The sequence below is a fragment of the Pseudomonas asplenii genome (genome assembly GCF_900105475.1).
Classification (GTDB): Bacteria; Pseudomonadota; Gammaproteobacteria; order Pseudomonadales; family Pseudomonadaceae; genus Aquipseudomonas; species Aquipseudomonas asplenii.
This window is the reverse complement of sequence record NZ_LT629777.1, coordinates 6341640-6353961: the sequence shown is the minus strand read 5'-3', so window position 1 is coordinate 6353961 and position 12322 is coordinate 6341640. Positions and strand designations below refer to the sequence as shown.

At 64.2% G+C, this 12322-nt stretch carries 13 protein-coding genes; 12 read left to right on the top strand and 1 reads right to left on the bottom strand.

What is annotated here, in order from left to right; all coding sequences use genetic code 11:
• Nucleotides 1-8 precede the first annotated feature (8 nt).
• Complete coding sequence (locus tag BLU37_RS28085) at nucleotides 9-530, bottom strand: DUF2062 domain-containing protein (protein WP_010448852.1); 522 nt, start codon at nucleotides 528-530, stop codon at nucleotides 9-11.
• A 136-nt stretch (nucleotides 531-666) separates the two neighbouring features.
• Here BLU37_RS28085 and BLU37_RS28080 point away from each other — a divergent pair, with 136 nt between their 5' ends.
• The 12 genes from BLU37_RS28080 (at nucleotide 667) to BLU37_RS28025 (ending at nucleotide 12300) form a co-directional block, all read left to right on the top strand.
• On the top strand, nucleotides 667-2895 hold the full coding sequence (locus tag BLU37_RS28080) for a DNA internalization-related competence protein ComEC/Rec2 (RefSeq protein ID WP_090210719.1): 2229 nt from the start codon (nucleotides 667-669) through the stop codon (nucleotides 2893-2895).
• A gap of 198 nt (nucleotides 2896-3093) precedes the next feature.
• A complete protein-coding gene (locus BLU37_RS28075; RefSeq protein ID WP_010448848.1) occupies nucleotides 3094-3729 on the top strand; it encodes a MotA/TolQ/ExbB proton channel family protein in 636 nt (211 codons plus the stop codon).
• Nucleotides 3726-4154: an ExbD/TolR family protein gene (locus tag BLU37_RS28070; protein ID WP_029532388.1), complete on the top strand. Its 429-nt coding sequence runs from the start codon at nucleotides 3726-3728 to the stop codon at nucleotides 4152-4154. Before BLU37_RS28075 ends, BLU37_RS28070 begins: the two co-directional genes overlap by 4 nt.
• Complete coding sequence (gene lpxK, locus BLU37_RS28065; RefSeq protein WP_090210717.1) at nucleotides 4154-5164, top strand: tetraacyldisaccharide 4'-kinase; 1011 nt, start codon at nucleotides 4154-4156, stop codon at nucleotides 5162-5164. Before BLU37_RS28070 ends, lpxK begins: the two co-directional genes overlap by 1 nt.
• Nucleotides 5165-5190: 26 nt before the next feature.
• Nucleotides 5191-5376, top strand: a complete 186-nt coding sequence (locus BLU37_RS28060; protein ID WP_010447200.1) for a Trm112 family protein — start codon at nucleotides 5191-5193, stop codon at nucleotides 5374-5376.
• On the top strand, nucleotides 5373-6137 hold the full coding sequence (gene kdsB, locus BLU37_RS28055; protein WP_010447198.1) for a 3-deoxy-manno-octulosonate cytidylyltransferase: 765 nt from the start codon (nucleotides 5373-5375) through the stop codon (nucleotides 6135-6137). The genes BLU37_RS28060 and kdsB overlap by 4 nt, the downstream gene beginning before the upstream one ends.
• On the top strand, nucleotides 6137-6601 hold the full coding sequence (locus BLU37_RS28050) for a low molecular weight protein-tyrosine-phosphatase (RefSeq protein ID WP_090210715.1): 465 nt from the start codon (nucleotides 6137-6139) through the stop codon (nucleotides 6599-6601). Before kdsB ends, BLU37_RS28050 begins: the two co-directional genes overlap by 1 nt.
• Complete coding sequence (murB, locus tag BLU37_RS28045) at nucleotides 6598-7617, top strand: UDP-N-acetylmuramate dehydrogenase (protein WP_090210713.1); 1020 nt, start codon at nucleotides 6598-6600, stop codon at nucleotides 7615-7617. Before BLU37_RS28050 ends, murB begins: the two co-directional genes overlap by 4 nt.
• 319 nt (nucleotides 7618-7936) lie before the next feature.
• Entirely contained in the window at nucleotides 7937-8407 is a 471-nt protein-coding gene (locus tag BLU37_RS28040) for a (2Fe-2S)-binding protein (RefSeq protein ID WP_090210711.1), read from the top strand.
• On the top strand, nucleotides 8404-10722 hold the full coding sequence (locus BLU37_RS28035; RefSeq protein WP_090210710.1) for a xanthine dehydrogenase family protein molybdopterin-binding subunit: 2319 nt from the start codon (nucleotides 8404-8406) through the stop codon (nucleotides 10720-10722). The genes BLU37_RS28040 and BLU37_RS28035 overlap by 4 nt, the downstream gene beginning before the upstream one ends.
• The gene (locus BLU37_RS28030) at nucleotides 10722-11708 is read left to right on the top strand and encodes an XdhC family protein (protein ID WP_081354415.1); all 987 of its coding nucleotides are present in this window, start codon (nucleotides 10722-10724) and stop codon (nucleotides 11706-11708) included. The genes BLU37_RS28035 and BLU37_RS28030 overlap by 1 nt, the downstream gene beginning before the upstream one ends.
• Entirely contained in the window at nucleotides 11701-12300 is a 600-nt protein-coding gene (locus BLU37_RS28025) for a nucleotidyltransferase family protein (protein ID WP_090210707.1), read from the top strand. The genes BLU37_RS28030 and BLU37_RS28025 overlap by 8 nt, the downstream gene beginning before the upstream one ends.
• The last annotated feature ends 22 nt before the right edge of the window (nucleotides 12301-12322 follow it).

The following is a 12322-nucleotide window of genomic DNA, read 5'->3' as shown; positions in this document are numbered from 1 at the left end:
GCACGTTTTCACTTATTGCGGCGCTGTTCCCGGCGCCGCTGCCACTGCCGAGCTACCCACCAGCGCCAGTAGCCCATGGTCAGGCAGTAACCCAGGACGGCCAGTAGCAGTCCCAACAGCACCGAACCCAACAGAAATGGCTGCCACAGTGTCGACAACTGACCGCTGATCCAGTCCCAGCTCAGTTCGTCCGGCAGGCTGCGCGGCGGCACCTGCATGACCCAGGCTCCGAGTTTGTAGGTGCAGTAGAAGATCGGCGGCATGGTCAGCGGGTTGGTCAGCCATACCAGGCTGACGGCGATCGGCAGATTGCCCCGCCAGGTAATCGCCAGGCACGCCGCCAGCAACATCTGCAGGGGGATGGGCATCAATGCGGCGAACAGCCCGACCGCCATGGCCCGTGACACCGAATGGCGATTGAGGTGCCAGAGGTTCGGATCATGGAGCAGCCGGCCGAAAAATCGTAAGTGCTTGTGTTCCCGGATGCTCTGCGGGTCGGGCATGTAACGTTTGAATAGGCGACGCGGCATAAGGCTTCTCGGTCGGTTCAAGCGGGCAGTATGCCCGGATTCTACCGACGGCCGATTCAGACTTTGTGACAATTGATAAAGCACCTGTCGGTCAATCGGGCTATTCCGAGAACTATACGAGTTCACGGAGTGTGAGATGCGCACAGGGATGTTGGCGCTGGCGCTGGGACTGCTGAGTTTGCGTTTTCTGGGGCAATTGCCGCCGCTTGGGTTGTTGTCGGGGCTGGTGCTGTGCGGCTTGATGCTGTTGCCGTTGCGCCGCTTTGCGCTGTGGCGCTACCCGGTTGCGCTGTTTCTGTTCGGCTTCAGTTGGGCCTGCCTGCAGGCACACTGGGCCTTGGCAGATCGCTTGGCACCCGAATTGGAGGGGCAGACGCTGTGGCTGGAAGGGAGGGTGGTGGGCTTACCGGAAAACGACGGGGCGGTGCAACGCTTCGTGTTGGAGGGTGCAACCTCCCGGCGCGCCGCCTTGCCGCCGCGCCTGCGTCTGGCCTGGTACGGCGGGGCACCCGTCAGCGGCGGTGAGCGCTGGCGGCTGGCGGTCAAGCTCAAGTCACCGAGCGGCCTGCTCAATCCCCATGGGTTCGACCGTGAGGCCTGGCTGCTGGCGCAACGGATCGGCGCCACCGGCACGGTCAAGGATGGCCGGTTGCTGGTTGGCTCCCCGGGCTCCTGGCGCGACGGTATTCGCCAGCGGCTGCGCGAAGTCGATGCCTGGGGGCAGTCGGCGACCCTGGTGGCGCTGGTGCTGGGCGATGGTTCGGGATTGGCGGCCGAGACCTGGCGGATCCTGCAGGACACGGGCACCGTGCATCTGCTGGTGATCTCCGGGCAGCATATCGGGCTGTTCGCCGCGCTGGTCTATGCCCTGGTGGCGGGGCTGGCGCGTTACGGCCTGTGGCCGCGACAGCAACCGTGGTTGCCCTGGGCCTGTGGTCTGGCCTTTACTGCAGCCTTGGCTTACGGCCTGTTGGCGGGGTTCGGTATCCCGGTGCGGCGGGCTTGCGCGATGATCGGCCTGGTGCTGCTCTGGCGCCTGCGTTATCGCCACCTCGGGGTCGCCTGGCCGTTGCTGTTGGCGCTGAACCTGGTGCTGTTGTTCGAGCCCCTGGCCAGCCTGCTGGCGGGTTTCTGGTTGTCCTTTGCCGCCGTGGCGGTGCTGATCTTCTGTTTCGCCGGGAGACTGGGCCGCTGGAGTGTCTGGCAAACCTGGACCCGTGCCCAATGGACTATCGCGCTTGGACTGCTGCCTTGGTTGCTGGCGCTTGGCCTGCCCATCAGTCTCAGTGGCCCGTGGGTCAACCTGGTGGCGGTACCCTGGATCAGCCTGATGGTGTTGCCGTTGGCCTTGCTGGGCACCCTGACCTTGCCGCTGCCCTGGGTGGGTGAGTCGCTGTTATGGCTGGCCGGCGGCCTGCTGGAAATCCTCTTTCAGGGATTGGCGCGGGTGGCAACATGGGTGCCAGCCTGGTTACCGGAAACCCTTGCACCCTGGGCTTGGGGGTTGAGCAGCCTGGGCGTCCTGCTGCTGTTGTTGCCCGCCGGTGTGCCGTTGCGGCCCCTGGGTTGGCCGTTGGTGGCATGGGTAGTGTTTTCGCCATTGTCCAGAGTGCCCGAGGGGCACGCCGAAATCTGGCAACTGGACGTCGGGCAGGGCCTGGCGATCCTGGTCCGTACCCGCCATCACAGCCTGCTGTATGACGCGGGGCCGCGCTTTGGCGATTTCGACCTGGGGCAGCGGGTGGTCTTGCCGTCGCTGCGCAAGCTGGGCGTACGCGAACTTGACCTGATGCTGATCAGCCATGCCGATGCCGACCATGCCGGTGGCGCCTTGGCGATCCTCAACGGTTTGCCGGTGACTTCAGTGATGAGTGGCGATGCCCAGGGCTTGCCGGCGCAATTGCGTGCTGGTGGTTGTCCCAATGGTGAGCGTTGGCAGTGGGACGGAGTGAGTTTTGCGCTCTGGCAATGGACAGACGCGCAAGACAGCAACCAACGCTCCTGTGTACTGCAGATCGAGGCACACGGAGAGCGACTGCTGCTGACCGGGGACATCGACATCCAGGCCGAGCAGGCTTTGCTGGCGAGTCCGTTGGCGGTCAGTACCGACTGGTTACAGGCGCCCCATCATGGCAGCCGCAGTTCCTCCTCGATGGCCTTTCTCCAGCGTCTCAAGCCCAAGGCCGTGCTGATATCACGCGGTCGTGGAAACAGCTTCGGCCACCCGCATTCACAGGTGATGGCCCGTTATCGGGCATTGGGCATGACGGTGCATGACAGCGCCGAAGAGGGGGCGGTACGTCTGGTGTTGGGGGCTTTTGGCGGTGTGCAGTCACAACGCCAGGAGAAGCGTTTCTGGCGTTGATCCAGGCGTTGGGAGCGGAGCGGGCTGAGCCGGTTCCTTGTGGCGGTGGGACTTTGTGGCGAGCCAGTGCAGAAATGCTGATCCTGCGCGATTCAAATAGCCCAGGGTTATTAAACCGTCCCCTGATGCGACATCACGTTCTTCGGCCCGGCCGACCCCTATGTTAGAGTGGCGCACTTTTTCGAGGGGGCTGTCACTGTGTGGGAATTGGTCAAATCCGGCGGCTGGATGATGTTGCCGATCATTCTGAGTTCCATCGCGGCCGTGGGGATCGTCGCCGAGCGTCTCTGGACCTTGCGCGCCAGCCGCGTGACCCCGGAGCATCTGTTGGGGCAGGTCTGGGTCTGGATCCGTGACAAGCAACTGGACAAGGAAAAACTCAAGCAGCTGCGCGCCGATTCGCCCTTGGGCGAAATCCTCGCTGCGGGCCTGGCGAACTCCAAGCACGGTCGCGAGATCATGAAGGAGTGCATCGAAGAAGCCGCTGCCCGGGTGATCCACGAACTGGAGCGCTACATCAATGCCCTCGGCACCATCGCCGCCATGTCGCCGCTGCTCGGTCTGCTGGGTACGGTGCTGGGCATGATCGATATCTTCAGCTCATTCATGGGCTCGGGCATGACCACCAACGCGGCGGTACTCGCCGGTGGTATTTCCAAGGCGCTGATCACCACCGCATCGGGCCTGATCGTCGGTATTCCGGCGGTGTTCTTCCACCGTTTCCTGCAACGCCGGATCGATGAACTGGTGGTCGGCATGGAGCAGCAGGCGATCAAGCTGGTCGAGGTGGTCCAGGGTGACCGTGATGTGGAAATGCCTGAGGGCAAAGCGTGAAATTCCGCCGCAAACCCCGGGAAACCATCGACATCAACCTCGCGTCGCTGATCGACGTGGTCTTTGTCCTGCTGCTGTTCTTTGTGGTCACCACCACCTTTACCCGCGAAACCCAACTGCGGGTCGACTTGCCACAGGCGGTCAGTGGTTCGCCGGCCGAGGACCAACTGGTCAAGCAACTGGATATCGCCATCAGCGCCGATGGGGTGTTCTCGGTGAATAACCAGATCCTGCCGAAGAATGACCTGTCGACCCTCATGGAAGCGCTGCAGAAAGAGTCCGCTGGCGACACCAACATGCCGCTGTCGATCAGTGCCGACGGCAAGACCCAGCACCAGGCCGTGATCACCGCGATGGATGCTGCCGGCAAGCTCGGCTTCAGTCATTTGCGCATGACCACCGTCGAGGCGGCGCCGGCGCCCTGATGGCTCTCTCGGATCGGTTGTTGCGCGCCTGGTATGAGGGGCATCCGGCCCTGGTTCTGCTGCGTCCGCTGGAATGGCTGTATCGCCGCGTGGTGGATGGCAAGCGGGCGCGCTTCGTCGCAGGCGAAGGCGCTATCTACCAGCCGCCAGTGCCGGTGATCGTGGTGGGGAACATCACGGTGGGCGGTACCGGCAAGACCCCGATGATTCTCTGGCTGGTCGAACATTGCCGACGCCGCGGCCTGCGCGTCGGTGTGGTCAGCCGTGGTTATGGCGCCAGGCCGCCGAGCCTGCCGTGGCGGGTGCGTGCCGACCAGGACGCGGCGGTGGCAGGTGACGAACCGCTGCTGATCGTTCAACGCAACGCTGTGCCGCTGATGATCGACCCGGATCGCAGCCGCGCGGTGCAGGCCCTGCTGGCCGAGGAAAAGCTCGACCTGATCCTCTCCGACGACGGCATGCAGCATTATCGCTTGGCCCGTGACCTCGAACTGGTACTGATCGACGCCGCCCGTGGTTTGGGCAATGGCCGCTGCCTGCCCGCCGGGCCACTGCGCGAGCCGCTGGAGCGACTGCAGAGTGTCGACGCGCTGATGTACAACGGGGCCGACGCCGATCGTGACGATGGTTTCGCCTTTCGCCTGCAGCCGAGCTCACTGGTCAACCTGCTGAGCGGCGAGCGCAAGCCGCTGGCACATTTCGCCGCTGGGCAGGCGCTGCACGCGGTGGCCGGTATCGGCAACCCGCAACGTTTCTTCAATACCCTCGAAACGCTACACTGGCAGCCTGTGCCCCACGCGTTTGCCGATCATGCCCAATACAGCGCCCAGGCCCTGAGTTTCAGGCCGCCGCTGCCGTTGGTCATGACCGAAAAGGACGCGGTGAAGTGCCGGGCGTTCGCCGCCGCCGACTGGTGGTACCTGGCGGTCGATGCAGTGCCTTCCGAGGCGTTCGTGACCTGGTTCGACACCCAATTGCTGCGCCTGTTGCCCGATCGTCTTTTGCCCTAAACCCCTTTTTATCCAGGGAATTCCTCATGGACACCAAACTGCTCGATATCCTCGCTTGCCCGATCTGCAAGGGGCCGCTCAAGCTCAGCGCCGACAAGACCGAGCTGATCAGCAAGGGCGCCGGCCTGGCGTTTCCGATTCGCGACGGCATTCCGGTCATGCTGGAAAGCGAGGCGCGTACCCTGAGCACCGATGAGCGCCTGGACAAATGAGCACGCCGTTCATCGTCGTGATTCCGGCGCGGTTTTCCTCCACGCGCCTGCCGGCCAAGCCCCTGCAACTGATCGCCGGCAAGCCGATGATCCAGCACACCTGGGAACAGGCGCGTAAAAGCAGCGCCCAACGGGTGGTGGTGGCCACTGACGATCCACGGATCGTCGCCGCCTGCCAGGCCTTCGGCGCCGAAGTGCTGCTGACCCGTGAAGACCATGAGTCCGGCACCGATCGTCTGGCCGAAGTCGCCAGCCTGCTGGGTCTTGAGCCGGAGGCGATCGTGGTCAACGTCCAGGGCGATGAACCGTTGATCCCGCCGGTGGTGATCGACCAGGTCGCCGCCAACCTGGCGGCCCATACCGAAGCGCGCATGGCCACCCTGGCCGAGCCGATCGAAGAGCTTGAGGCCTTGTTCAACCCGAACGTGGTCAAGGTGGTCAGCGACGTCAACGGCCTTGCCCTGACGTTCAGCCGTGCCACCTTGCCCTGGGCCCGAGACGATTTTGCCAAGGACCGCGAGCACCTGCCGGAAGGCGTGCCCTACCGTCGTCACATCGGTATCTATGCCTACCGGGCCGGCTTCCTGCAGGACTTCGTCAACTGGGGGCCGTGCTGGCTGGAAACCACCGAGCGCCTGGAGCAACTGCGGGCGTTGTGGCATGGCGTGCGGATCCATGTGGCCGACGCCCTGGAGGCGCCTCCCACTGGCGTCGACACCCAACAAGACCTCGAACGCGTTCGTCGCTTGCTGGAGGCCTGATGCGCGTTCTGTTTGTCTGCCTGGGCAACATCTGTCGTTCGCCCACGGCGGAAGGCGTGCTGCGCCACAAGTTGCGCGAGGCCGGTCTGGCCGAACTGATCGAAGTCGATTCCGCCGGGACCGGCCATTGGCATGTCGGCAAGGCCCCGGACACTCGCAGCCAGCGCGCGGCAAGGCTGCGTGGCTATGATCTGTCGGCGCAGCGCGCCCGGCAGGTCGGTAGCGCGGACTTCAATCGCTTCGATCTGATCCTGGCCATGGACCAGAGCAACCTGCGCAACCTCAAGTTGCTGCAACCGGCTCAGGACAAGGCCGAACTGGACCTGTTCCTGCGCCGCTATGACGCAGTGGTCGACGAGGTCCCGGACCCTTACTACGACGAAGAACATGGTTTCGAACAGGTGCTGGACCTGATCGAGCAGGCCTGCGATCGCCTGGTCAACGAACTCAAGGGGCGCCTATGAGCCTGCAACCGCAAGCCGATGTTTCCCTCAAGCCCTACAACAGCTTTGGTGTCGACGTGCGCGCGCAGTGGTTCGCCGAGGCCCGGGACGATGACGATGTGCGCGAGGCCCTGGCTTTCGCGGCGCAGCGTCAGTTGCCGCTGCTGGTGGTCGGTGGGGGCAGCAACCTGCTGCTGACCGCTGATATCCAGGCGCTGGTGTTGCGCATGGGCAGCCGTGGCATCCGCCTGCTCAGCGATGATGGCCAACGGGTGGTGGTCGAGGCCGAGGCCGGCGAACCCTGGCATCCGTTCGTGCTGTCGACCCTGGACCAGGGTTGGTACGGCCTGGAGAATCTCAGCCTGATTCCCGGAACGGTAGGCGCTGCGCCGATGCAGAACATCGGCGCCTACGGGGTCGAGATCAAGGACGTGTTCGCTGGCCTGACGGCCCTCGATCGAGAGACGGGCGAGTTGCGCGAGTTTTCTCTGGAACAGTGTCAGTTCGGTTATCGCGACAGCCTGTTCAAGCATACCCAGGGACGCTGGTTGATCCTGCGGGTGCGCTTCGCCCTGAGCCGTGCCGAGCAGTTGCACCTGGGCTACGGTCCGGTGGCCGAACGCCTGAAAGAGCAGGGCGTCAGCCAGCCGGGCGCCTGTGATGTCAGCCGGGCCATCTGCAGTATTCGCAGCGAGAAACTGCCGGATCCGGCGGTGCTCGGCAATGCCGGCAGCTTCTTCAAGAACCCGCTGGTCTCGGCCGCCCACGCTGCCGAACTGAAGCAGGCTCATCCCGGCCTGGTCGGTTATCCACAGGCCGATGGGCAGGTGAAGCTGGCAGCCGGTTGGCTGATCGAAGCCGCCGGCTGGAAGGGTTTTCGCGACGGCGATGCCGGCGTGCACCGCTTGCAGTCGCTGGTGCTGGTCAACCATGGCACGGCCACGGGCGGCCAACTGCTCGCGTTGGCCCGCCGGATCCAGGCCGATATCGCCGAGCGTTTTGCGGTCGAGTTGGAAATGGAGCCGAACCTTTATTGAGGAGGCTATGCTGATGGTTGAAGCGCCAAGGCACTCTTCATCATCAAGGCACTCTTGATCGAGGCTCTGTTAATCGAGGCCCTCTTAAATCAGGGCCTTCTCAAGGCCCTCGTCAACGCTCCATGCAGCCTGGCTGCCGGGGGCTTTTTGCATGAATGGCTTTCCCTTGGCCGCTCAAATCGGTAAAAAAGTCTCAAGAACGGCCCGATGAAGCACCTGCTTCTCAAGAGAGCCGAATTAGCCTGAGTCGATCTGCAGCCGTCCGTGCGGTGCTCGCAGATGGCTCGACCCCATAAAACTGAACTATGCGGGCGTGCCCATGATTACCCTGAAACTCAATGGTCAAGACCATTCCCTGGACGTCACCGAAGAGATGCCGCTGCTATGGGCGATCCGCGATGTGGCGGGTTATACCGGGACCAAATTCGGCTGCGGCATGGGCCTGTGTGGTGCCTGTACCGTGCATATCAACGGTTTGCCAGCCCGTTCGTGCATCACCCCGATCGGCTCCGTCGTGGGCCAGAACGTCAATACCATCGACGACCTGCACAGCGATCCGGTCGGCCAGGCGGTACAACAGGCCTGGCTCGATGGCGGCGTGGCGCAGTGCGGCTTCTGCCAGGGTGGGCAGATCATGTCGGCCACGGCCCTGCTCAAGGTCAACCCCAAGCCCAGCGACGAGCAGATCGAAGAGGCGATGCTCGGCAATATCTGCCGGTGCGGGACCTATAACCGCATCAAGACGGCCATTCATGCCGCTGCCGCGCACTTGCAGGAGGCCAAGGCATGAGCCAGTCCCTGAACGATTTCGCCCTGAGCAACCTCAGCCGGCGTGGCTTTCTCAAGGGCGTTGGCGCCACCGGCGCGCTGGTGCTGGCGGCGACCTGGGGCATGCCCGATGCCTTCGCCGAAGGCGAGAAGAAGTACGGTGCGGACGGCATGCCCAATGGCTGGGTCGACGACCCCAAGGTCTATGTCAGCATCGATGCCGATGGCAGCGTGACGGTGATCTGCAACCGTTCGGAGATGGGCCAGGGCGTGCGCACCAGCCTGAGCATGGTGGTGGCTGACGAGCTGGAGGCCGACTGGGCGCTGGTCAAGGTCCGTCAGGCACCGGGCGATGAGGTGCGTTTCGGCAACCAGGACACCGATGGTTCGCGCAGCATGCGTCACTGGTACGAGCCGATGCGGCGCTGTGGCGCGTCGGCGCGGACCATGTTGGAACAGGCGGCTGCGCAGCAATGGAACGTGCCGGCCAGCGAGTGTCGGGCGCAGTTGCACAAGGTGGTTCACAGCCCGAGTGGGCGCGAACTCGGTTACGGAGCCCTGGCCGCCGCTGCCGGTGCCCTGGCGGTGCCGGCCCGGGAGAGCTTGCGGCTCAAGCAACCCTCGGAGTTCCGCTATATCGGCAAGGAGTCGACGCGGGCCATCGACGGTGCCGATATCGTCAACGGGCGGGCCGTGTACGGTGCCGATATCCATTTCGACAAGATGGTCTATGCCACCGTTGCGCGGCCGCAGGTGTATGGCGGCAAGCTCAAGTCCTTCGATGCGGCGGCTGCCCTGAAGGTGCCGGGTGTGCTCAAGGTCGTGGAAATCGAACCTCGTCCATTGCCGTCCGAGTTCCAGCCGCTGGGTGGCGTGGCGGTGATTGCCAGTAACACCTGGGCGGCGATCAAGGGGCGCGAGGCGCTGAATATCGTCTGGGACGATGGCGACAACGCCAGCTACGACTCGATTGCCTATCGCCAGGAGCTGGAGGCCTCGTCACGCCAGCCGGGCAAGGTGGTACGCAATACCGGCGATGTCGATGAGGCGCTCAAAAGCGCCGACAGCCATTTCGAGGCCGGCTATTACCTGCCGCACCTGTCCCAGTCGCCGATGGAGCCGATGGTCGCCATCGCCCGTTTCAGTGACGGCCAATGCGAGGCCTGGGCACCGACCCAGGCGCCGCAGGTCACCCGTGAGCGAATTGCCGAGCGGCTGGGCATCGGTTTCGACAAGGTCACCGTCAATGTCAGCCTGCTGGGCGGTGGCTTTGGCCGCAAGTCCAAGCCGGACTACGTCATCGAGGCGGCGATCCTGGCCAAGGCAATGCCGGACACGGCGGTGCGGGTGCAGTGGACCCGCGAGGACGATATCCATCATTCCTATTTCCATACCGTGTCGGCGGAATACCTGCGGGCCAGCCTGAACCAGGACGGCACGCCCTCCGGCTGGCTGCACCGCACCGTGGCGCCGAGCATCACGGCGCTGTTTGCGCCGAACATGAACAACGAGGCGGCGTTCGAGCTGGGCATGGGTTTCACCAACATGGCCTACAACATTCCCAACGTCCGCCTGGAGAACCCGGAGGCGAAGGTTCACACCCGGGTCGGTTGGTACCGTTCGGTGTCGAACATTCCCCACGGCTTCGCCATCCAGAGCTTTGTCGACGAACTGGCCCACAAGGCCGGGCAGGATCCACTGGCCTATCAGCTCAAGTTGCTCGGGCCGGATCGTCAGATCGATCCCCGTACCTTGAGTGAACAGTGGAACTATGGGGAATCGCCGGAGCGTTACCCGATCGACACCGGGCGCATGCGCACCGTGCTGGAAACCGCCGCCAAGGCGGCCGGCTGGGGGCGCAAGCTGCCCAAGGGGCGTGGCCTGGGCCTGGCAGTGCACTACAGCTTCGTCACCTATGTGGCGGCCGTGATCGAAGTCGAGGTCAAGGACGATGGCACCTTGATCGTGCACAAGGCCGATATCGCCGTGGATTGCGGGCCGCAGGTCAACCCGGAGCGGATCCGTTCGCAGTTCGAGGGCGCTTGCGTGATGGGCCTGGGCAACGCGGTGTTGGGCGAGATCAGCTTCAAGGAGGGCAAGGTCCAACAGGACAACTTCCACATGTATGAAGTGGCACGCATGTCCCTGGCGCCCCGCGAGGTCGCGGTGCACCTGGTCACGCCGCCGGGCCAGGTGCCGTTGGGCGGTGTCGGTGAACCGGGTGTGCCACCGATCGCCCCGGCGCTGTGTAATGCGATCTTCGCCGCCACTGGCCAGCGTATCCGCAACCTGCCGGTCCGCTATCAGCTGCAAGGCTGGAACAAGGCGCAGGCCTGATGGACAGCGTCGATCTGAATGTCTTGCGCAGTGTCCTGCAATGGCGCCGCGCCGGGCAGCCGGTGATGCTGTACAGCGTGGTCCAGACCTGGGGCAGCGCACCCCGCCAGCCCGGGGCGATGCTGGCCCTGCGGGGGGATGGCGTGGTGATCGGCTCGGTCTCGGGTGGCTGTATCGAGGACGACCTGATTGCCCGTCTGCACGATGGGCGCTTGCTCTTGGACGGGACGCCGGTGCGCCTGGTGACCTATGGCGTGAGCCGCGAGGAGGCGGCGCGTTTCGGCCTGCCTTGTGGTGGGACGCTGCGCCTGACCGAAGAGCGGGTCGACGATATCACCTGGGTCGAGCAATTGCTGCAGCGTTGCGAGGCCCATGAAATCGTCGCCCGTGAGCTGGACCTGGTCAGCGGCCAGGTAACCCTGCACGAAGCCGGTCGACAGGATGGGCTGAGCTTCGATGGGCGCACCCTGCGGGCGATCTACGGGCCGCGCTGGCGCCTGCTGTTGATCGGCGCCGGGCAGTTGTCGCGCTATGTGGCGCAAATGGCCCGGATGCTGGATTTCGAGGTGCTGGTCTGTGATCCGCGGGAAGAGTTCATTCACGGCTGGGAGGAGCAGCACGGCCGTTTCGTACCGGGTATGCCCGATGAAGCCGTGCTGAATATTCAGACCGACGAACGTACGGCGATTGTCGCGCTGACTCACGACCCGCGTCTGGATGACATGGCTCTGCTGACGGCTCTCAACTCCAGCGCTTTTTATGTTGGTGCGCTGGGCTCGCGGGTCAATAGCCGCAAGCGGCGCGACAACCTCGCGTTGCTGGGGCTGGGCAGTGAAGCCATCGCGCGCCTGCACGGTCCGATCGGCTTGCCTATCGGCAGTCATACGCCGGCAGAGATCGCCTTGTCGCTGCTGGCCGAGATCGTCGCGATCAAGAACGGCGTGGAATCACGGCAGAAGAAAGCGGAGCCGGCACTCAGTGAATGAGGCGGTTGCGGCGATCATCCTGGCGGCAGGGCAGGGCAGTCGTTTCCGGCAGGTGGCCGGGGCCGATCAGGACAAGTTGCTGGCACCCTGCCGGGGACGGGACGGTGTGAGGCGTCCGGTGTTGGACCAGGTACTCCGTAATCTGCCTGACAGCCTGGACGCGCGGGTGCTGGTTACCACGGCGGATCGACCTGAGATGATTCAACTGGGCCGTGCCCATGGCTGCCAGGTACTGTTGCTGGAGTCCACAGGCATGGGCGACAGCATTGCCGCTGGGGTCTCTGCCAGCGCCGAGGCCAGTGGTTGGCTGATGGTGCTGGGAGATATGCCGTTCATCCTGCCGGAGACCTTTGAGCGCGTGCTGGTTGGGATGACCCGGGCGCGGATCTGCGTGCCGGTACTGGCGGGCGAGTATGGTCACCCGGTGGGCTTTGGTGGCGAGTTCGGCGCGGCGCTGCAGGCGTTGTCGGGTGATCGCGGGGCGAAGGTGCTGTTTGCCCCGCATCAGGTCGAACCGGTGCCGGTAGAGGATCGTGGGATTGTCTGGGACGTTGATGTGCCTGCCGCCTTGGTGTTTGAGGGGCAGGGGTGAGGGTAGCGGCCTATTCGCGAGC